General features: G+C 67.8%; 16 protein-coding genes and 2 pseudogenes. 16 read left to right on the top strand and 2 right to left on the bottom strand.

All coding sequences use genetic code 11. The annotated features are described in order from the left end of the window. Positions 1-201 precede the first annotated feature (201 nt). The 14 genes and pseudogenes from ACIOEW_RS40510 (at position 202) to ACIOEW_RS40445 (ending at position 17,042) form a co-directional block, all read left to right on the top strand. Entirely contained in the window at positions 202-2,271 is a 2,070-nt protein-coding gene (locus ACIOEW_RS40510) for an ATP-binding protein (protein WP_401970513.1), read from the top strand. Positions 2,272-2,359: 88 nt separating this feature from the next. Then, a complete protein-coding gene (locus ACIOEW_RS40505) occupies positions 2,360-3,913 on the top strand; it encodes an FAD-dependent monooxygenase (protein ID WP_401970510.1) in 1,554 nt (517 codons plus the stop codon). Further along, positions 3,900-5,927 carry an ATP-binding protein gene (locus ACIOEW_RS40500; RefSeq protein WP_401970507.1) on the top strand — a complete coding sequence of 676 codons (2,028 nt, stop codon included), beginning with the start codon at positions 3,900-3,902 and terminating at the stop codon, positions 5,925-5,927. Before ACIOEW_RS40505 ends, ACIOEW_RS40500 begins: the two co-directional genes overlap by 14 nt. A 551-nt stretch (positions 5,928-6,478) precedes the next feature. Then, positions 6,479-8,305 (top strand): MFS transporter, encoded by a 1,827-nt coding sequence (locus ACIOEW_RS40495; protein WP_401970504.1) that lies wholly within the window; start codon positions 6,479-6,481, stop codon positions 8,303-8,305. Positions 8,306-8,367: 62 nt separating this feature from the next. Continuing rightward, positions 8,368-9,720 carry a carotenoid oxygenase family protein gene (locus ACIOEW_RS40490; protein ID WP_401970502.1) on the top strand — a complete coding sequence of 451 codons (1,353 nt, stop codon included), beginning with the start codon at positions 8,368-8,370 and terminating at the stop codon, positions 9,718-9,720. A 54-nt stretch (positions 9,721-9,774) separates the two neighbouring features. Further along, positions 9,775-10,332, top strand: a complete 558-nt coding sequence (locus ACIOEW_RS40485; protein WP_401970500.1) for a hypothetical protein — start codon at positions 9,775-9,777, stop codon at positions 10,330-10,332. Beyond that, complete coding sequence (locus tag ACIOEW_RS40480; RefSeq protein ID WP_401970498.1) at positions 10,332-10,703, top strand: hypothetical protein; 372 nt, start codon at positions 10,332-10,334, stop codon at positions 10,701-10,703. Before ACIOEW_RS40485 ends, ACIOEW_RS40480 begins: the two co-directional genes overlap by 1 nt. Then, positions 10,703-12,262 (top strand): multicopper oxidase family protein, encoded by a 1,560-nt coding sequence (locus ACIOEW_RS40475; protein ID WP_401970496.1) that lies wholly within the window; start codon positions 10,703-10,705, stop codon positions 12,260-12,262. The genes ACIOEW_RS40480 and ACIOEW_RS40475 overlap by 1 nt, the downstream gene beginning before the upstream one ends. Before the next feature lie 369 nt (positions 12,263-12,631). Beyond that, on the top strand, positions 12,632-13,243 hold the full coding sequence (locus ACIOEW_RS40470; protein ID WP_401970494.1) for a DUF6461 domain-containing protein: 612 nt from the start codon (positions 12,632-12,634) through the stop codon (positions 13,241-13,243). A 161-nt stretch (positions 13,244-13,404) separates the two neighbouring features. Beyond that, positions 13,405-13,994: pseudogene (locus tag ACIOEW_RS40465) on the top strand (transposase); the annotation flags it as partial. 82 nt (positions 13,995-14,076) lie between these two features. Beyond that, complete coding sequence (locus ACIOEW_RS40460; protein ID WP_401970492.1) at positions 14,077-15,393, top strand: ISL3 family transposase; 1,317 nt, start codon at positions 14,077-14,079, stop codon at positions 15,391-15,393. Then, positions 15,390-15,641, top strand: coding sequence for a transposase (locus tag ACIOEW_RS40455; RefSeq protein ID WP_401970490.1), 252 nt, complete (start codon positions 15,390-15,392; stop codon positions 15,639-15,641). Before ACIOEW_RS40460 ends, ACIOEW_RS40455 begins: the two co-directional genes overlap by 4 nt. A 38-nt stretch (positions 15,642-15,679) precedes the next feature. Beyond that, positions 15,680-16,178 (top strand): annotated as a pseudogene (locus ACIOEW_RS40450) (transposase); the annotation flags it as partial. A gap of 111 nt (positions 16,179-16,289) precedes the next feature. Further along, positions 16,290-17,042: a transposase family protein gene (locus tag ACIOEW_RS40445; protein ID WP_401970488.1), complete on the top strand. Its 753-nt coding sequence runs from the start codon at positions 16,290-16,292 to the stop codon at positions 17,040-17,042. Positions 17,043-17,278: 236 nt separating this feature from the next. Here ACIOEW_RS40445 and ACIOEW_RS40440 read toward each other — a convergent pair whose 3' ends face one another. Continuing rightward, positions 17,279-17,743 carry an RICIN domain-containing protein gene (locus tag ACIOEW_RS40440; RefSeq protein ID WP_401970485.1) on the bottom strand — a complete coding sequence of 155 codons (465 nt, stop codon included), beginning with the start codon at positions 17,741-17,743 and terminating at the stop codon, positions 17,279-17,281. A gap of 160 nt (positions 17,744-17,903) precedes the next feature. Beyond that, positions 17,904-18,212, bottom strand: a complete 309-nt coding sequence (locus ACIOEW_RS40435; RefSeq protein ID WP_401970515.1) for an ATP-binding protein — start codon at positions 18,210-18,212, stop codon at positions 17,904-17,906. Here ACIOEW_RS40435 and ACIOEW_RS40430 point away from each other — a divergent pair. Beyond that, a complete protein-coding gene (locus ACIOEW_RS40430) occupies positions 18,097-19,122 on the top strand; it encodes an ATP-binding protein (protein WP_401970484.1) in 1,026 nt (341 codons plus the stop codon). The genes ACIOEW_RS40435 and ACIOEW_RS40430 overlap by 116 nt on opposite strands. A gap of 780 nt (positions 19,123-19,902) precedes the next feature. Further along, positions 19,903-21,036, top strand: a complete 1,134-nt coding sequence (locus ACIOEW_RS40425) for a TfuA-like protein (RefSeq protein WP_401970482.1) — start codon at positions 19,903-19,905, stop codon at positions 21,034-21,036. Positions 21,037-21,297: the final 261 nt, after the last annotated feature.

The raw sequence follows: 21,297 nt of genomic DNA, 5'->3' as shown, positions 1-21,297 counted from the left end.
GGCCACCTGCTCGACCGTCACACCCGGGTCGCGGTTCCTCGCGACCCGTACAACGTCCTGGCGGAACTCTTCCGGATAAGGCTTGGGCACAACGACATCCTTCCCACCCGCCCCACAGGGCAAGCCAGTTCAGATGTCACCCGATCGTGCGGCAGACCCGCTGCCCCTTGACAGTGCCTTGATGAGTTCTATATTGCTGCAGTGAGCAACGATGCAGGAAGTTTGGCAGACCGTCTGAGATGGGCGCAAGAACGCGCCTTCGTCGGCCGGTCTGAAGAGATCGCGATTTTCCGCCGAGCCTTGTCCGGTGCGGCGGATGCCGCTGCGGTCATCTTCGTGCACGGTCCAGGCGGGGTGGGCAAGTCGACTCTGCTGCGGCGCTTCGCGGACGAGAGTCTCGACGCGGGAAGGCCCATCATCGAGGTGAACGGGCGGCTCATCGATCCCTCTCCTTCGGGCTTCGAGTCCGAGGCCGCAGGGGCGCCTGCGAACGCGGTTTTGCTGATCGACGCATTCGAGCACTGCCAGGGGCTGGAGGTGTGGCTGCGTGAGCGATTCTTGCCCTCGCTGCCGCAGCAGACCCTGGTGGTGGTGGCCGGCCGGGAGGGGCCTAGCCCGGCCTGGACTTCCCACCTGGCCTGGGGTGAGCTGCTGGCCGTCGTGCCGCTGGGCGACCTCGACCGGTCGGAGGCCGAGCGGCTACTGGCGTTGCGGGAGGTGACACCGACTGCGCGAGTACAGATACTCGACTTCGCCGGTGGTCACCCGCTGGCTCTCAGCCTGGCAGCAAGTGTCGCGGCTGGTGGGCACGGCACACACTGGGCGCCGACCCCCGATGTGTTGGCCTTTCTGCTCTCCCAACTGGTGGGAGAGGTGCCCACGCGTGTCCACCGGCTCGCCCTGGAGGTCGCCGCGCACTCGATGACCACCACCGAGGGGCTCCTGCGCGCGGTGGTGGGGCAGGACCGGGGTGCCGAGATGTTTACCTGGCTGCGCCGCCTGCCGATAGCCGACTGGGGGCGGCAGGGGATGTTTCTGCATGACCTGGTGAGTGACGCGATCGACGCCGACCTGCGCTGGCGTGACCCGCAGGGGTATGAGGAGATGCATCGGGGTGTCGGTCACCACCTGCTCGAACAGGCCCGTACCTCGTCCCCGGGGGCAGGGCTGGTGGCGATCCGTGAACTGAGCTACATCAAGAGATACGGATCGATGGGCGCGTATTTCCAGATGCGCCGTGAGGGCGACTTCCACGAGGACTCGATGCGTCCGGAGGACCACGACGCCGTACGGCGGCTCATTGCGGAGGCCGAGGGGCAGGAGGCGGTTGCGATCGTCGACTTCTGGCTGGAGCGTCAGCCGGAGGCGTTCTGGATCTACCGGGAGACGGTGTCGGGCGAGCCGGTCGCGTTCATGACGTGGCTGCGCCTGTCGGAACCACGCCCGGACGAGACCGCTGTCGACCCAGTGCTCGCCCAGATGTGGGAGCACGTGGCGCGCACCAGCCCCCTGCGGGCGGGTGAGCACGTGATGCTGGCCCGGTTCTTTATCTACCCGCCCGCGTACTACGAAATCTCCCCGGTGCTGCACCTGATGCAGTTGCGCGTCTGTGCCGACTGGATCCGCTCGGCTGGGTTGGCCTGGTCGTTCATCATCAGTCCCTATCCGCGGCTCTGGGAAGAGCTGATGGAGCACCTGGGGCACGAAGCGGCCACCGCGCTGGACTGGCCCAACGGTCACACCTACACGCTGTTCGCGTGCGACTGGCGTATCACGCCGCTGTCGATCTGGTTCGACCGTACCCAGCCGGGTGCCCTCACTGACGAGGTGTCCCTTCCCCCGGTTGCCGGCGCCCCTGTCACACTGACGCGGTCCGAGTTCGATGCCGCCGTGCGCGATGTGCTGCGCGACTGGCACCGCGAGGACGGCATCGCGGCCAGCCCGCTGTGTCAAGCGCGGATGATCACCATTCAGCCCGGCTACGCCCCAGAACACGCCGTGCAGATGCTGCGTGAGCTGCTCACCGACGTTGTGGACTCCCTGAGTGCCGACCCGCGCGAGGCCAAGCTGCACCGCGTCCTGGCGACGACCTATTTCCACCGGGTACCCAATCAGATGATTGCGGCAGAGCGGCTGAGCTTGCCCTACAGCACCTACCGCAGGCACCGGCAACGCGGACTTGACCGGGTGTGCGAACTGCTGTGGAAGCGGGAAACGGCCGAGCGCCCCCTGCCCGCCCCCCAACTTTGTAGCGAGTTGGGCGGACACTGAGTACCAGGTGAGCGAGCACCGGTCTCGTAAGTGAGCACCCCCTCCCCTGACTGTGATCTCCGACGGATCTACAGTCTTAGGAGGGCAAATGCCGCAAGCAGATGTAATCGTCATCGGGGCGGGCCCGGTCGGTTTGACGACGGCGATGCTGCTGGCCGAGGACGGGGTGAGCGTCACCGTGCTGGAGAGGGACGATGCCGGCCCCAGCGGCGCGGATGCAGCCCGCCGGGCGTGGCGGGAATGGCGCAGGCCGGGGGTGAACCAGTTCCGTCAGCCCCACATCCTGCTGCCCTCAGGCTTCGCCGTGCTGTGCTCAGCGCTGCCCCGGGTGGTCGCCGAACTGCAGGAGTCCGGCGCGCTGCCGCTCAACATCCTCGAGGAGGCCTGGCGGGCACCCGCGATCGGCGGGCGGCGCCCTGGCGACGAGCGCTACGACACACTTACCGCCCGCCGACCGGTGCTGGAGGCCGCATTCGCCGCCACGGCCGCGCGGACGCCCGGAGTCACTGTCCGCCGCACCACCGTGGTGAGCAGTCTCCTGGCCGGCGCGGAGCGGCTCCCCGGAAGCCCGCATGTCATCGGCGTCACCACGCAGGACGGTGAGGAGATACACGCACCGCTGGTAGTGGACGCAGGCGGAAGGGACTCGCCGGTGGGCGCGTTGCTGGCACGGCTCGGCGGACCGCCGCCCGCCAGCGAGCAGGCCGAGGCCGGGTTCATCTACTACTCGCGCTCCTTCCGCAGCGTCGCCGGCACGCCGCCGGGACCGGCCCTCTGGCAGTTGATCCACCACGACGGGGTGTCCAGCATTGTGCTTCCGGGCGATGGCGGAACTTGGTCGCTGAGCCTGGTCGCCTCCAGCCGCGACCGTGCGTTGCGGGTTCTGCAGGATCCACAGGCATGGCAGCAGGCCGTGGCACTGTTTCCGATGCTGACTGGGCGGATGTACGGCGAGCCGCTTACCGGGGTTCAGGCGACGTCGGGATTGGACAGCAGGAGCCTGCGTACAGTCGTCGAGGGCGCTCCGGTGGTCACCGGTCTGCTGAGTGTGGGAGACGCGCGGGCGACCACGGATCCGCAGTTCGGGCTGGGCCTGTCCCTGGGGCTGACTCACGCGCGCGTGCTGAGCCAGGTGATCGGCGCCACCGGCACACACGACTCGGTAGAGCTCGCGCTGCGCTTCGATGAAGCCACAGAGCGGACGATCATGCCGGTCTACCGTCGGCTTCGGGACTGGGACACGCACCGACTGGCGGAGATCGACGCGCTGCTTGCGGACCGCCGGTATGAGACCAACGACCCGGGCTGGAACATCGGCAACGCTCTGGATGCGCTTAAGCTGTCCGACCCTGATGTGTTGCGCGCGATGACCGATGTGGCCTGCGGACTGGCCGACCCTGATTCCGCGTTCTCAGCCCCTGCAGTGCGGGGGAAGGCTTTGGCCGAGAGCAGCGGGAGCTGGCCCCGGCAGGGCCCGGCGCGCGCAGAGGTACTGGCTGCTGTGCGAACGGTTTACGGCTCCTCTTCTGCCCGCGCCGCTCCGACGGACGCTGATACCGGAACCGTCATGGAGCCGGGTGCGGGCGTGGAGATGGATCGCACCGGCTTCGGCAGCGGTGGCGGGCACGATGGCGGCGAGTGAGGCGACGCTCTCGGGCCGGTCGTGGAGGGAGCGGCTCAGCCTTGCGAGAGAGCGCGCGTTTGTTGGGCGTGCGTCCGAGCTCAACGACTTCGCGACTGCGCTCGGCGGGGACGAGGCGGGGCCGTTGGCGTTCTACCTCTACGGCGCCGGGGGCATGGGCAAGTCGGCGTTGGTGCGGCGCATGGGGGATCTGGCCGCAGGCGCGGGCCGGCGGGTCGTGCAGCTTGACGGGCGCTTCGTCGAGCGGGACCCCGCCCACTTCGAGCGAGCAGCTGCCGATTTCGTGGCCGAGCCTGGCACAGTGCTCTTGCTCGACTCGTTCGAGCACTGCCAGTGGTTGGAGGAATGGTTGTGGCAGAGGTTCTTGCCACGTGCGGCCGACGGTGCGCTGGCTGTGCTTGCGGGCAGGTTCGCGCCGCGGCCGCAGTGGATGGCCGATCCCGCCTGGGCAGGGTTGCTCACTGTCCGGGAGCTGGAGGTTCTGTCGGAGCGGGAGGCTCTCGATCTGCTGACCGTGGCGGCCGTCCGACCGGAGCGGCTGAGCCAGGTGCTGCGGTTCGCTGGGGGGAACCCGCTGGCGCTCACTTTGGGGGCTGCCGGTGAGCTGGCTGGGAGTGCTTCTGCTGACGGCACTCCGTCGGCAGAGGTACTGCGGACCCTGCTTGCCTCGTTGATCGGAGAGGTCCCCACTGCGGCGCACCGGCGGGCGCTGGAGGTGGCGGCCCAGGCTCCCTCGATCACCGAGGAATTGCTGGCCGCTGTGCTCGGCGACGAGAAGGTCGACGATCTGTTCACCTGGCTGCGCGACCTGCCGTTTATGGAGTCGGCGGCCACGGGCCTGTACCCGCACGACGCGGCCCGTGAAACCCTGATGGCCGACCTGCGGTGGCGGGCGCCCAACGCCTTCAGCGCGATGAGGCACCGGTTGGCCGAGGAATACCTGCGCTTGCTGCGCGAGGCACCGGAGGAGCGGGTGCGTGCCGTCACCGACGAGTTGTTCTATCTGTTCCAGGACGTCGAGGTGTTGGCCCGGCTGCGGGTGCGGCCGACCCTCGACAACGAGGTGCACGAGAGCATCCTGGAGCCGGCGGACCACGCGCTCATTCTGCGTATGGCCGAGGAGACCGAGGGGCCGGAGTCCGCCGACCTCGTGCGGTTCTGGCTGGCGCGGCAACCAAAGCGGTTCAGCGTCTACCGGCTCATCTCGACCGGCCGGATCGTTGCGTTCACTGCCCAGCTAGTACTGCCGTTCCCGCCGGACGAGACCGAGGTCGTCTGCGATCCGGTCATCGCGGCGGCCTGGCACTATGCTGACAAGACCGCACCCGTACGGGACGGCGAGCACATCGCGATCACCCGCTTCTCGATTTACCCGGAGCTGTACCAGGTACGCTCACGCGTCGTCGACCTGGCCAATTCCCGGGTTCAGGCGGAGGCGGCCCGTGCCCGCGGCAGGGCACACGGATTTCTCGTCTACCACGATTGCGAGGCATGGGCCGAGCAGTTGCGCGGCGTGCTGGCCGACGGCGGTGAGCGGCCTGTCGTCGGTGGCCGGACCTATGGGCTGTTTACGATCGACTGGCGCAAGATCCCGGTCGAGTCATGGCTGCGGCACATCATCAATGCCACGGAGATGCCGCCTCTGTCGGGGCCTTCGAGCATCTCCCGCACGGTCTTCGAGCATGGAGTCCGCGAGGCACTCAGGCACTGGCGTTCCGCGTCGGCCTTCGGCTCCTGCGCGCTGCTGCGCGCCCGGCTCGTCGCCGACTCTGCCGAGCCGGTCGAGGACCTGCGCGCGCTTCTTCGCGAGGCCGTCAACGCGGTCGCGGCGAACCCGCACGGGGCACGAGCCAGGGATGCCCTGACCGTCACCTACTTCTCGGGCGCGCCCACCCAGGAGGCCGCCGCTCGGCGGTTGAGTCTGCCTTTCGGCACCTACCGGCGCCACCTTCGGCAGGGCCTGGACCTACTGTGCGAGGTGCTGTGGCAGCGGGAGATGTACGGCCCGCACTGAATCGGCCGCACCTCGACGGGCAGCACTAGGAAGCCGTGGACAGTCGCGGACACCGGTGGACAGTTTCCGGGCTGGAGGGGGCTGGGAACCGGACACCGATCGGCGGCACTGTACGGGTCATGCAGAGATCACCGCCGCACCGGCCCGGCACCCACACGCCCCCCGGCGCAGCCCAGCACTCGGCCCCGAGACGGTGTCGTATCACTTTCCGGACAGCCGAACAACACGTCGGCTGTCCGCCATCGACGGGCGCCGGAAGACGCTGCTTTATCGCCCCCTTCGGCGTCTTCGCGGTGCCCGGCTGCTGAGGCGCCGCCACGTCGGGGCGGCCAGTGCCGCACTGATCCTGCGGGCACGCGTTCCGACGGTTTCCCGGCGCCGAGTCCCTTCTCGTAGTGGCCGCCCGAGGGGTGCGGACCACGGGGCCGACTTGGCGGCAGCCGCGCAGAGCCCATCCCGGTGGTCCGGTGAGGAGCAGTGGCCGGGCGCACGCGCCGCCTTCCTTCTCTCGCCACAGCGAGTGTTCCACCAGACATCTTTGGAGTTCGGTTATGCGCAAATCAGCCACGGGTCCGGCACTCGCTGCCTTGGCCGCGGCGCAGTTCCTCGTCGTGCTCGGCAACTCGATCGTGAACGTGGCGCTCCCGCAGATCCGTGCGGGCGCCGATCTGTCGGACGGGGCGACGACCTGGGTCGTCAACGCCTACGGCCTGGCATTCGGCGCGCTGCTGCTGGCCGGGGGACGCACCGCCGACATCCTCGGGCATCGCAGGGTGTTGCTGGCCGGTCTGTCCGTCTTCGGAGCGGCCTCGGCGGTGGCGGGGACAGCCTCATCGGCGGGTGTGCTGATCGCTGCACGGGCTGTGCAGGGCGTGGGCGCGGCGGCCGTCGCGCCGGCGGCACTGGCCGTGATGCTGGGACTCTTCCCGCCGGGGCCGGGGCGCGGCAAGGCGTTCGGGGTGTGGGGCGCGGTGTCGGGGGCCGGAGGCGCTGCCGGGGTGCTCTTGGGCGGATTCCTCGCTCAGGCGTGGGGCTGGCGCGCCCTCTTCTTCGCTGTCGCTGCCGGGACCTTCGCTGTTCTGCTCGCCGTCGTGGTCCGGACTCCGCGGTCCCAGGGCCGCGGCAGCGGCCGGCTCGACCTGCTCGGCACCTTCACGATCACCCTGACCCTGACGAGTCTGGTGTGGGGGCTGGCCAGGGCGCGGGAGCAGGGCTGGACCGACGGACGCGTACTGAGCGCTTTCGCCCTGGCCGCGGTCTTCGGTACAGCGTTTGTGGCCGTCGAACGTCGCCACCCCGACCCCCTGGTTCCCGCGCGGCTGTTCAAGGGCGGCCGGGTGGCCGCGGCCAACGTACTGATGGCCCTGTTCGGGTCGGTGTGGATCGCACTGTTCTTCTTCCTGCCGCTCTACCAACAGGAAGTCCTGGGCATAGGACCGCTGCTCACCGGCGTCGGTCAGCTCCCGCTCGCTGGCGCCGTCATGCTCGGTTCCGCCCTGGCCCCTCGGATCAGAACCGCACGTGCCCTGCCGGCCGCCCTGCTCGTCGAAGCCGCCGGAATGCTGTGGCTGTCGCGGATCAGCGCCGACGGCTCCTACTTCGCCGACGTGCTCGGCCCGAGCATTCTGATCGGTCTCGGCCTGAGCGTCGCGTTCATCCAGCTCACCAACGTGTCCGTCGACGGCGTCGCCAAGGCCGACTCGGGACTCGCCGGCGGACTAGTGAATACCACCCGGCAGGTCGGCGGTGCCGTCGGCCTCGCGGTCCTGGCCACCCTCGCCGGCTCGCTCACCGCCCATTCCTCCCTTCCGTACCCGCACGCCCTCACCGACGGCTACCGCGCCGCCTTTGCCGCCTCGGCCGCCATCCTCCTCGCCACGGCCTTGCTGGCCGTTTACCTGACCCGCCCCACCCGTTCCCTTGAAAGGAAGTCCGCCATGTACACCATCGACGAATCCGCCCCCGTGATCGTCCGCCTGTCCACCACCATCGACGCCTCACTGGAGAGGGTTTGGGCACTGCACACCGACATCGACTCGTGGCCGGACTGGAACACCGACATTGACCAGGCCTCCCTCGCCGGCCCTGTCGCGCCCGGCAGCTCCTTCAGCTGGAAGACCCACGGCCTGGACATCGACTCCACCGTGTATGAGGTAGTCCCTGGCAAGCGCATCGTGTGGGGCGGTCCGTCTAGCGGCATCGATGGCATCCACGTCTGGTCGTTCACTGCCGACGGAGACCGCGTCACCGTCAGCACCGAGGAGTCCTGGAGCGGCGCGCCCGTCGACGCCGCCACAGAGGAGCTAGGCCAAGCCCTGCGCGCCTCCCTTGAGTCCTGGCTCGCCGCCCTGAAGGGCCACGCCGAGCAGTCCGCCTGACCATGACTCGCCTCCCGACCCCCCGACCGCACGGTACTGCGGACATGAAAGAGGAATCCGTCATGAACACGAGCAACAAGCCCTACCTGACCGGTCATTACACCCCAGCCGTGGACGAGATCACCGCCACCGGCCTGACCGTCGAGGGCCACCTCCCGGCGGAGCTGAACGGTCGGCTGATTCGCAACAGCCACAACCCCAAGCCCGGAGTCACCCCGACCCACTGGTTCAAGGGCAGCGGCATGGTGCACGGCGTCAGACTGCGCGACGGTCGGGCCGAGTGGTACCGCAATCGCTGGATCCGCACTCCCGCCCTCGACGGCGCCCCCTACATGACCGAGCACGGCCCAGACCTGACCGCCAGCCCGGCCGGCACCCACGTCATCGAGCACGCTGGACGCCTCCTGGCATTGTGCGAGGCGAACTTTCCGTTCGAGCTCAACGCCGACCTGGAGACCATCGGTCCCCACGACTTCGATGGCAAGCTGCGCAGCGCCATGACCGCCCACCCCAAGACGGACCCCGTCACGGGCGAACTTCACTTCTTCGGCTCCTCGCCCTTCCCGCCGTATCTCATCTACTACATCGCGGACGCTAAGGGCCAGATCACCCACAGCGCCGAGATTCCCGGCGCCACCGCCTCGCTCAAGCATGACTTCGCCATCACCCGCCACCACATCGTGTTCGTCGAAGGGTCGGTCACCTTCGACCCGAGCGAGCACTCCGGCATCCCCTACGGATGGAGCGACGAGCAGCCCTCCCGCATTGGCGTCATGCCCCGCACCGCCGACGGCGCCAGCAAGATCCGATGGTTTTCCATCGAGCCCGGCAACATGCTCCATGCCTCCAATGCCTACGAGGACGCCCGCGGCCGCATCGTCCTGGAAGGCCCCACCGTCGACCGGGAAGGCTTCCAGCTGTCCTGGAACTGGTGGGTCGGCGCGCCCGGCCGCGGAACTGAGCCCAACGCCCGTTCCTACACCCGCCGTTGGGTGGTCGACCTGGAGCGCAGCTGCGTCGACGAGCAGATCATCGATGACCTCGCCGTAGAGTTCCCGACTCTCAACGAGGACTATCTCGGCATGGAGCACCGTTATCAGTACGCCGTCTCCTTCCCCGATCAGGAAGGTAACGGCGGCTACGGCATCGTCAAGTACGACCGCTCCACCGGCGCCCGCCGGATCCACCAGGTCGGCGACGCCCGCCTGCCCAGCGAGGCGGTGTTCGTTCCTGCCGCCGGCGCCACCAACGAGGACGACGGGTACCTCCTGACCGTCGTCTCCGATCTCAAGCAGAACTCCTCCCGCCTTCTCGTCCTGGACGCCTCCGGGCTCGACCAGGTCGCCGCGGTCCACCTGCCCCGCCGCGTCACCGGCGGCATCCACGGCTCCTGGATCCCCGACGCCGATCTGTAGGCCACCACGGGGGCGGCTCCTCCGGGCCGCCCCCTCCTCGAGAAAGGACTCCACATGTCCCTGGACGCAAGCCTCCTCGTCGTCCACGTGATAGCCGCTCTCACCATCCTCGCCAGTCTCATCACCGACTGGGTCGGAGTGCTCGCGCTGCGGGACGCCCGCACCACGCAGCAAGCCAGAGAGGGGCTGAAAGCCCTAGGAGCGTCGGCAGCCTTCGGCGTCTGGGGCAGACTCGGCTCGCTGTTTGCTGGCCTCACCCTGGCCATCACCGCATGGTCGTGGGAGGGCTGGATCATCACCGGGATCACAGGCTGGGTCGTGCTCGTCCTCCTCGGTGAACCGCTCACCGGCAAGGACCTGCGCCGCATGGTCAAGGACGCCCGTACAGACGAGGTCGAACTGCCCGCCGAACTTGCCACCCGCATCCACGACCCGCGCCTGTGGACCTCCGTTCTGACGCGGACCGGCATTCTGGCCGCCATTCTGGCCTGCATGTTCGGCAAGCCGAGCATGATCACCGGGCTCGCGCTGCTGGTCGGCGGATACCTGGCCGGACTTCTCGCAGCCAAGCTCACGGTCCACAGCCCCCTGAGCACTAGGGGTACGCACTGATGCTTATCGCCCTGCGCGTCACAGCCATCGTCCACGCGGTCGCTTTTGCACTTCAGCCGATCCTCGCCGGCCTGTTCCTGTCCGGCCGCGACAACGCCATCGGCAGCCATGGCGACAACGCCGCCATCGTCAGCTCGATCGCCCTCACACTGGCCGTCATGGCCGCCGTCGCCCGACGCAAAGGCCTTGTCGGACCGCGCGTCCTGCCCATCACAGCGACGATCTTCGTCCTGGAGATCGTCCAGCTCACTGTCGGCATGGACCACATCATGTGGCTGCACATCCCTCTCGGCGTCGGCCTGTTCGCCGCCGTGATCGCCACGCTGCCGGTCGTTGTCGCGCCCGCACCCACCCGAGAGGCCCACACATAATGATCAGCCTCACCCGCCGTAATCTGCTCAAGGGCGCGGGCCTCGCGCTCGCCCCTGCGGTCCTCACCGCCTGCGCGGGCAACGCCGGCTCGACCGGACCCGGCACCCTCACTAGCAAAGCCCGACTCCCTGAGCCCTACACGCTGCCCCTGCCGATCCTCACCCCTGCGAAGCCTGTCCGCTCCTCTGCCGCCGGCGACCATTACGAGATGGCCCTCAAGGAATCCACTGCCGAGATCCTCCCGGGCTACTCCACCACCATCTGGGGCTACGACGGAACCTTCCCCGGCCCCTACCTGACGGCTCGGTCCGGCACTCCAATGGTCCTGCGCCAGACCAACCTGCTGCCCGTTCCCATAGCCACCCACCTGCACGGTGGGATCACCCCACCCGCACAGGACGGGTTTCCCACTGACTTGCTCTACCCCCGAAGCCTCGCCCATGTCGCCGCCGGTCACACCAGCCATGGCCACCACGGCGAGCACGCCACGATGCACGACCCACTCGCACAGGTGAGCACCCACCAACGCACTTACACCTTCCCCATGCAACAGCGCGCCGCGATGCTTTGGTACCACGACCACCGCATGGACTTCACCGGAGCCCAAGTGTGGAAAGGACTGGCCGGGATGTGCGTCGTCCGCGACGAGGAGGAAGAAAAGCTCCCCCTCCCGCGCGACGACCGCGAGGTCCCCCTGTTCCTATGCGACCGCGCCTTCGACGTCGACGGGCAACTCGCCTACCCCGCCACCGACCCGACCCTGCTCGGTGCCCCGGGCATGGACGAGCCCATCATGGGCGGCGCCCAGGGCGACGTGATCCTCGTCAACGGCTCTCCGTGGCCCTACCTGGAAGTCGCAGCTGTCCGCTACCGGCTTCGACTGGTCAACGCGTCCAACGCCCGCCGCTACGAACTGCGGCTTGACGGCCCCGCAGAGAGCCAGTTCATTCAGATCGGCGGGGACGGCGGCCTTCTGGAGGCACCGATCCGCCACACGACTCTCCGCATCTCCCCGGCCGAACGCTTCGACGTCATCGTCGACTTTTCCAGCTACGCCGTCGGCTCCACGGTCACCCTCGTCAACCTCGCCGATACCGGTCAGGCCGGCCGTGTTATGAGGTTCCACATCACCCACAGAGCGGCCGACAACTCCGCGGTCCCCAAGCAACTGTCGGATCTCCCCCGGCTCGCACCTGAGGGCGCCCGCCGCCGGCTGGTCTTCTCACGCAACGGCTCCCAGTGGCAGATCAACGGCAAACCTTTCGACCCAGCCGTCCCGCACCTGCGACCAGCCTTTGGCACCACCGAGCACTGGTCTGTCCTCAGCGTTGAGCGACACCCCTTCCACCTGCACGGATCCTTCTTCCAGGTGCTTGGCCGCGGCTCGTCCGGGCCGGGCCCCTACGACAGCGGCTGGAAGGACACCGTGGAACTCTCACCCGGCGCTGAGATCCACCTCGCCGTCCGCTTCGACGCCTACCGCGGCCGCTATCTAGCGCACTGCCACAACCTGGAGCACGAGGACATGGCCATGATGGCTACACTCCAGGTCACCTAGAGCGTGTTGAATGTGCTGGTCGCAGCTACCGTCGTGTGCGGCACGATGATCTGATGGCCCACATTGCTCGTTCCACTCCGTTCTTGGCCTTGCGCTCCGCCGAACCCTTCGCTGTGTCGGCGTACTCGCGTATGTGGCTCTGGCAAGATTTTCGTAGGCGGAGATCATCTCGGTGACACGGTCGACTGGCTCTCATTGCCGTGCGAGATGATGGGGGTCCGGCCCCCGTGATGTGTAAGCAGTCCCGCTCTTCTGTGGGCAAACAAGCGGCCGTCCCAGTCCTCCGTAGGAAGTTGCGAGTTGCTCTGTCAGCGCCGACCGCGCTATTTCTCTCGGCCAATGTCCGAGGCATGCGCAAGGATCTTGGCCATGACTGCAACTGCTGCCGACTACGAATGGTTCAACGAGCGCTTCCCCGAGCCCGCGGAGGCGTATTGCTTCACGCTGGTGCACGACCTGGCGCCTGTGGACGTCCTTGCCCGCCTCCAAGGACAGAGGGAGCCTTCCCAGACCGGGGTGGAGGCGATAGTGGACGCGGCCTTTGAGCTCCTGGACCGTTCGGACAACACCCGGCAGTTCTTCGCCATGACCACTGTCGGGGACTGGACCCTGCTGATTGAGCCCGTCGGCTACATCGGCGTCACCGAAGAGAGAGCCCTGCCCGCGTCTGCGGGCACCCGCTGGGTCTCGCACTTCGTCAACACCAACGGCCTCGCCTCGTTCCTCTGGGCCCAGGACACGGCCGGTCGCCTGATGTTCGAGCCCGCTGTGCCCGACCGCCGCTGGGGAACAACCCCTGACGAACTCCTAGAGGCCATGCATCACTGCGGCTTCCAGTTCTGGAACGAGACCTCCGACACCGCGGAACACCTGGCCGCAGAAGCAACGTTCGCCCTTGCCGAGCACCTGACCGGTGTCCGCATCACACCCGAACTCCTTAAGAACACCCCTTTCATCTGCGGCAGCGCGGAGATCCGGTGAGCCGGCCATGGCCTCCCCCCTCGCCTCCGTTCGCACCAGCGCTCAATGGATCGCCGACGCTCTCAGCAGCTCTGGCCCAAGAACTGCTTTTCCCCCGGCAGCCTGCGGGACGAGACTGTAAAACGTTTTCGGTGTAACTCCCGATCATGGAAGATGCATCGATGACCAGCGACAACGTGACCGAGGCCGAACCTGGAGAGCCGTCTGAGGCGGCGCCAGCGAAGTCTGTGGACACCCGGCTGATTGACGAACTGGTGGGCTGGGCTCAGGCCGAGGGCCTGCAGCTGACCGGTGAGGGCGGGCTACTCCAGCAGCTGACGAAGCGGCTCCTGGAGTCGGCCCTCGAGGGCGCGATCACCGACCACCTCGGCTATGACGAGCACGATCCGGCGGGAAAGAACGGCGGCAACTCACGCAACGGCACCCGCGCCGAGACCGTACTGACCGATGTCGGCCCGGTGGAGATATCCGTGCCCCGCGACCGCGAGGGCTCCTTCGAACCGAAGATCGTCAAGAAGCGCCAGAAGCGCCTGTCCGGCGTCGATGAGATGGTCATCTCACTCGCGGCGAAGGGCCTGACCACCGGTGAGGTCCAGGCCCACCTCGCCGAGGTCTACGGCGCCGACGTGTCCCGCCAGGGGATCTCCACGATCACCGACAAGGTCCTCGAGGGCATGGCCGAATGGCAGAACCGGCTCCGGGACGCCGTCTATCGGTGGTCGTCATCGACGCGATCCACGTGAAGATCCGGGTTCTGTCGACGATCTTGTGATCCGGACAGTTGAGCGGTTCGTGCCGACCGTTCGCAATCATGCATCACGTGCTCTCGTGACGTGCTTTTGGAGCTGTTTCCGTACCTGTCCGCGTTGCTCATCGAGGAGGTCGAGCGACGGCCGGACAAGGTGGTGTTGAGGACGCGGGTGCGGGCGAAGAGCGGAACCTGCCGGTGCGGTCAGAGCGCTGCTCGGGTGCACGGCCGGTACGTACGCAAGCTGCGTGACGTCGCCGTGGGCGGGCTCGGCGTGGTGATCGAGTTACACATACGCCGGTTCCGCTGCGAGAACACTGCCTGCACGGCGGTGACGTTCGCCGAGCAGATCGTGGGACTGACGACCCCGCACAGTCGGCAGACCCTGCTATTGCGCGGGGTGCTGACGCGGATCGGACTGGCGCTGGCCGGCCGGGCAGGAGCCCGCCTGGCCTCCGCGGTCGGCATCACCGTGGGCAAGGACACGCTGCTGCGGCTGGTCAGAGCCCTGCCTGAACCGGAGGTCGGCGAGGTGGAGGTACTCGGCGTCGACGACTTCGCTTTCCGCAAGGGCCGTCACTACGGCACGGTGCTGATCGACATGGCCACCCACCGTCCACTGCATCTCTACGACGGGCGCGAAGGCGAAGACCTCGCCGCATGGCTCCGCGACCACCCCGAGGTGAAGGTGATCTGCCGGGACCGGTCCAGCGGTTACGCGGAGGGCGCACGCATCGGAGCGCCGCAGGCCGAGCAGGTCGCTGATCGCTATCATCTGTGGGCCAATCTCGGCCAGGCGGTCGAGAAGACAGTGAACGGTCATCGCTCCCGTCTGGCCGAACCGCCTTCACAACCCGCTGACACCCCCGACGAACCGCAGGTAGTCCAGCCGCAGACGGAGCTGAAGATCGTGACTCGACTCCGTGAACAACATGCTGCTGCCCACGAGTTGTGGCAGCAGGGGATGTCGAAGGCGTGGATCGGCCGGAAACTCGGACTGCACCAGGCCACCGTCCGCAAACTGGTTAACGCCCCTTCCGCGGACGATGTCGTTGCCAAGAGCCAGCAGCGGGCGCACGTCGTCGACCCGTATGTCGGCTACCTGCACCGGCGCTGGAACGAAGGCGTCAGAAACGCCGCCCAGCTCTACCGCGAGATTCAGGAGCAGGGCTATCCCGGAGGCGAGTTGGCCGTCCAGCGTCATCTGCGGCGCTACCGCACCGGGCGCGGACACGCACCCGATCCGGGACCGAAGCCTCCGTCGGTCCGCGAGGTCACCTCATGGATCATGACTCACCCCGAACACCTGCGGGACGAGAACGCCGGCAAGCTCCGTCGGCTGCGTGAACGCGATCCCGAGGTGGACCGGCTCACCGGGCACGTCAGGAAGTTCGCCTCATGATGACCGCACGCCACGGCGACCGCCTCGAGGACTGGATCACCGAGGTCGAACGAGACTCCCCCGCCCCTCTCGCGGGCTTCGCCCGCAACCTCCGCCGCGACTTCGACGCCGTCCCCAACGGACTGTCCCTTCCCCACAGTTCCGGCGCCGTCGAAGGCAACATCAACCGGCTGAAGATGCTGAAACGGCAGATGTTCGGGCGGGCCAGCCTCGATCTTCTTCGCAAACGCGTCCTGCTCGCGCGATGAGTCCAGCCCGTCCGGATCACAAGATCATCGACAGAACCAAGATCCGCGACGGCGCGGTCGCCAGCCGGCCTATCTACGTCGCCTGGCGGTCACGGCCGAGGGCCGCCGGGACATCCTCGGGCTGTGGGCCGGCGACGGCGGCGAGGGCGCCAAGCACTGGATGCACATCCTCACCGAGATCAAGAACCGCGGCGTGAACGACGTGCTCATGGCCGTCTGCGACGGGCTGAAGGGGCTGCCCGACGCGGTGGAGACAGTCTGGCCGAAGACGATCGTGCTACACCGCTCCGAACGAGGCCGCCGCGGCCGTGCGGTTCGGTGAGTTCCAGGACGGCTGGGGCCGGAAGTGTCCGGCGATCATCCGGCTTTGGGAGAACGCCTGGGCGGAGTTCGTACCCCTCCTCTCCTTCGACGTCGAGATCCGGAAGGTCATCTGCTCGACGAACGCGATCGAGTCGGTGAACGCCCGGATCCGCAAGCTGTTGCGGCCGGGGGCACTTCCCGAACGAGGCCGCGGCCAAGAAGTGCGTCTACATGGAGCCTCTTCCAACCTGACGGGTTGTTGGGTCGGCCCCGGCGGTGGGCATGAAGAAAGCTCCTGGTAGACGGGTTCACGACCAAGATCACCAGTCCGCCAGGAGCTTTCGCGTGCTTGTCCACCCGTCCGGCATCGATCTGTCCAGCCGTACTCTGCGGCATCTCTCCGGTCTTCTCGCAGGTCACCGCCGTCGGATCAGTTCGCGCTGGCGGCGCCTGACCTGCGGCCGGCAGGCCATGCTTGTCCTGGCCCACCTGCGCTGCGGTGACACCTACGCCCGTCTCGCCGCGGGCTTTTGCATCGGGATCGCCACGGCCTACCGCTACATACGTGAGGCCGTCGACCTCTTGGCCGCCTTCGCGCCCACGCTGGACCAGGCCATGACGACCGTCCGCAAGAAGGCTTACGTGATCCTCGACGGCACCGTGCTGCCGATCGATCGTATCGGCGCCGACCGGCCGTACTACTCGGGGAAGAAGAAGCACCACGGGATGAACGTGCAGGTCCTGGCCGATCCCGCCGGTCGCCTGATCTGGGCCTCGGACGCACTGCCGGGAGCCATGCACGACGTGACCGCAGCGCGGGTCCACGGCATTCCAGCCGCCCTCGCGGCAGACGACATCAAGTGCTGGGCCGACAAGGCGTATCAGGGTGCCGACCCTGCGATCCGTGTCCCGTTCCGGGGCAAGAACCTGAGCGGCTGGCGCCGGCGTCAGAACCGCGATCACGCCAAGATCCGCAGCCTCGGCGAACGTGCCATGGCGATCCTCAAGTCCTGGCGGCTCCTGCGGAAGCTCCGCTGTAGCACCACCCGGATCACAGCCGTCGTCCGTGCCGTCGTCGCCCTCGAACTCGCCACCTGATCAAGATGGAAAAGGCTCATGGTGTTTATGTCGCTGGAGCCGACCGGCAAGGGCCGCAAGAAGTGGACCATGCGCTGGAAGGCCCCGCTGAACGCCTTCCAGATCGCCTTCGAAGGCCGGCTCCCCCGGCCGCCAACTGAGCCCACAGGAGAAGGATCAGCCGTTTACTGGACATACCCCTATGCTTGCCGGAAGAGCCAGGGGCGCTATCCGGGATTCTTTTGCTCAGAAAGTGATCAGGTCTTCGAGATTACATTCAGCTGCCACTTCTGATAGTTGCCACCATTACAAGTCAGCGGGTATGCCTCCTTTTGCCAATTGCTGTCCAGGCATTGGTCGGTGTACGCGGCGTTACGGCGGGAGTCGCCGTCTTTTGTCCATTGGTTGAGTGACGTCAAATTCGTACACATCAAGTCCGGTGCCGTGAAGACATAGTCGCCACCGATTGGCATATACAAGCATCGGCCCGTGGCGACCTGACGAATCGTGTTCACCTGCGGGCCGGAGTAGACAAAAACCCATTGCTGGAATGGGTTTTTCTTCTGCGGGTCGCAGACAGACGTGTAGACATCGCCATCGGCGTTGCCGTCCAGGCACAGTCCGGTCTGCTTGTTTTGGTAGGTGCCAGTGACAGTGGTTTCACTTGCCTGTGCCTGTACAGGCGCAAGGCCCAAAGTCAGTCCGGTTGCGCTGACCGCCATAACTGACAGCAGTTGGGCCCTCCGCCGTACATGCGTCGGCCTATTGACGAGTCCGAACATCCCGCACACTCCGAGTCTAGGTCGGGTTGAGCCCGACGCTCACGTCTACTCAAGCATTGACGGCCGGCCCGGCGGCCGGGTTCACCTCGGCTAGCCCAGGTCAGCGTGACCTCGGCACTCGATTCTGACGGTGCGAGAGGTGAGGGTGGTGGATCCGGCCGTCGGCGGTGGCAGGGTATCTGGCTGGTCGGTTGCGCCTGGCCGGTCGGCCTCGCGCCGACAGATACTGCAGTGGCTGGCGGTCGGCGAGCCTCGAACCTGCGCAGCGGTGGAGGAGACGGTCGAGGACGGCGGTGACGAGGACCTCGTCGCTGAAGACCTGGTTCCATTCAACTGCGGCTGGCGCTTGTTCCTCGGAGCGAGAGTGCCCTGCGAGGCTTTCTGCCCAGGATGCTGCCTGGCCGCGCAGCCTTCGCCGCACGTTGCGGGCCGCCCTGAGGCGCTGGCATCACCCGGAACTCATCGAGACCGCCGAGCTGCTGCTGGCGGAGCGCGTCACGAACGAGCTCCGCCACGGCCGGACGGACGTCGGAGTGCGGGTGCACCTCCACGAAGGGCTGTGCGTCATCGCCGTGGCGGACGGGACATCCGCCCACCCCACCCTGCGCTGCGCCGGCCTCGATGACGAAGACGGGCGGGGCCTCCTTCTCGTCGATTCCCTGGCCGAACAGTGGGGCGTCAGCCCCGACGGCACCACTACCTGGTGCTCCCTGCCACTGAGCGAAGGACCCTCCGCAATGGACGGTCCGGGCCACGATGCGTCCCGGGCGGGTGCAGCCGTGAGCGCCCTTGCCGCACCGGCGCCGACCAGTGCCGCGATGATGAACCACCTGGTCCAGTCAGCAGGACTGGCCCGTGAACCGGCTGCCGACATGACGGATCTCACCGATGTCATCCGAACGCTCCTGGCGGTTGAGGCCCGGCGTGACACGCGCGTACGCCTCGGAGGCAACCTCTTCGACGTCGTCATCACCTCCTGCGGCGAGGAAGCCCGTGCCGTCGTTGCTCAGATGGACGAGCAGCAGAACGGCTGCGGCCCGGTCATCGAGGACCCCGAAACCGGCTGGCTCTACTGGCTGGTCCCGCCCGGGACGTGCGGGCGGTGGGACCCGCATGAGCACGCGGTCTGCCTCGGCGCTCCCCACACCATCACCCTGCCCTCGCTGAGCCGCTCCGCTCCCCCGGGCCCGTACTGGCTGCGCCCCTCGGCCAGCGACCGCCTCGTTCCGCCCGAGCCACTGCGGCGAGCGATTGCCCGGTTCCGGCCCGAGCCGGCCCCTCACACCGCGCTCGCGGCACAACTCGGATTCACCCACTGACTCCGTGCCTGCCAACGCCGTCCACCCCCGGACGGAACTCACCCCCGGACGGAACCCACCCCCGGACGTTGGCGGGCACGGGCCCCGCCTGCTGGTGCCCGTGCCGAGGAACGCGCACTGGTTCCCTAAGGCCCTCAATAGACCCCCGCCCGCTGACCCGGATGAGACCGGCCGGCCACCGGGCGGGCACGAACCGAGGTCCTTCATGGCGCGACGCGTGTTCCAAATCCTGGTCTTCCTGACCGCTGTCGCTCTGATCTGCAGGGCGGGCGGGTGGTGACACACCGCGTGATCACACCGCTGGACAAGCGCTCAAATCCAACAAGCGCTCAAATCCACAGGCTTCCCGCCCCGGCCAGGGGCGGGCAGACGGGCCCCTGGGCCCGTTGCACCACCGGTACGGGCATCCGGTCCGCACCATCGTCACGGAAGGAATCAGGCTCATGGAGAAGTCCAAGTCGCAGATGGCCGCCGCCTCGACGTCGGCGGAGGCCGACGAGCTCACCGGGCCCGTTGTGATCGCAGTCGACGTGGAGGACGAGGAGTAACTGCTCCGCGCGTCCTGCCCCGGGTGCCCCTCCCCCCTCTTCTCGTCGGTCCAGTCGGACCAGGGGGGAGGGGCACCCTCCGACTGGTGGTCCTGGAGGCCGATGTGATTCACGTGTTCGTAGGGCCGACGCTGTCGATGTCGGAACCTCAGCTCGCCGACCCGGATGTGCGGGTGCGCCCGCTGGCACGCCACGGTGACCTGTTCAATCCCGAGATAGCCGCGGTGACACCGTGGTGCTCATCGACGGCGTCTACCACCAGGCGCCGGCGCTGCGGCACAAGGAGATCCTGGCCGCGATGGGCCGGGGCGTGACGGTGATCGGGGCTGCGAGCATCGGCGCCCTGCGGGCCGCCGAACTGGACACCTTCGGGATGCTCGGTGTCGGCAGCGTCTACGCCGCCTACGCGTGCGGGGACATCGACGGCGACGACGAGGTCGCGGTCGGGCAGGCCCCGGACGGTGCATGGGATGCGCTGACCTGGCCAATGGTCAACGTCCGTCACGTCCTGGACCTCGCCCAACTGGCTGGGCGGTTCACTGACGGCGCTCAGGCCACCCGCCTGTTGGAGGCGCTGCGCGCCGTGTACTACCCGCACCGCACGTGGGCCGCGGTGCGGGCCGTGTGCGACCGTGCCGACGAGGCAGGGTTCGCGCGGTGGCTGACCGAACAGCGCGCGGCGGACCGGCACTTCGGCGACCTCAAGCGGGCCGACGCGCTCGCCGCCGTACGTGCCGCGCTGGAGGGAACGGCAGCTCCCGACCGGAGCGTCGCCGGGCCGCTGCTGTGGGAGACGGCCTATTTCCGCCGCTGGTCCAACACCGCCGTGCGCGAACGCGTGGACGGCCTGGACCTGGCCACCGAGGACCGCCTCATCTACCAGCAGGTGTTCGACCCCGTCTTTCACGAGCGGTGGCACGCCTTCCTGCAGTACCTGTCCCTGCACCCCGCCGGCGGCGGGCCAGGGATGGTGCTGGCGCAACGGCTGGCCCGGGTGTCCGGCGGGCACCTGCGTGCCGACCAGGTGTTCCACCGCACGGCCGACCTGGGCGACGAGCGGAGTGCGGCGCTGCTGCTGGCCGGTGAGAGTGCGCAGGACCGGCGGTCGGTCGCCCGGTACGCCGATGCCCTGGCCCGGGCCCGCCGCAGCCGGCCAGGCTTCTCGACTGCGGCGGTGCGCGAGGACGTCACCCGCGACGTCCTGCTGCGGGTGTGGAGGTGCCCCGAGAAGGAGTTCAGTGCGCAGGCGTCCGCGCGCGGGCTGGTGAGCGGGGCGCATGCCGTCCAGGCCGCGAAGCGGCTCATGCCGGGGTTCCTGGAGGAGAACGAAAGACTGAGGGAGGTGGCGGCTGATGGCCGGAGCTGACGAACTGGTGGCGCTGCCGGGCACGGTGCGGGCGCGGCCGCCGCAGGAGACATGGGAGGCGGTGTCCGGTCGCCTAGGAGCTGTCCGGCCGATCATGTGACTGTCGCCTGATCTGTTCGTTGTTCCCGTTATGGGGCGGGGAGAACGTGGCGATCTGTCGGACGCGGAGTGGGAGCGGCTGCGGCCGTTCCTGCCGGTGAGCAACGGTCGGTGTGGGCGGTGGCGTGATCATCGACAAGTGATCGACGGGATTCTTCACCG

Origin of the sequence: Streptomyces sp. NPDC087901 (assembly GCF_044742205.1) — a bacterium.
Taxonomy (GTDB): Bacteria; Actinomycetota; Actinomycetes; order Streptomycetales; family Streptomycetaceae; genus Streptomyces.
This window is presented reverse-complemented; position numbering and strand designations above follow the sequence as displayed.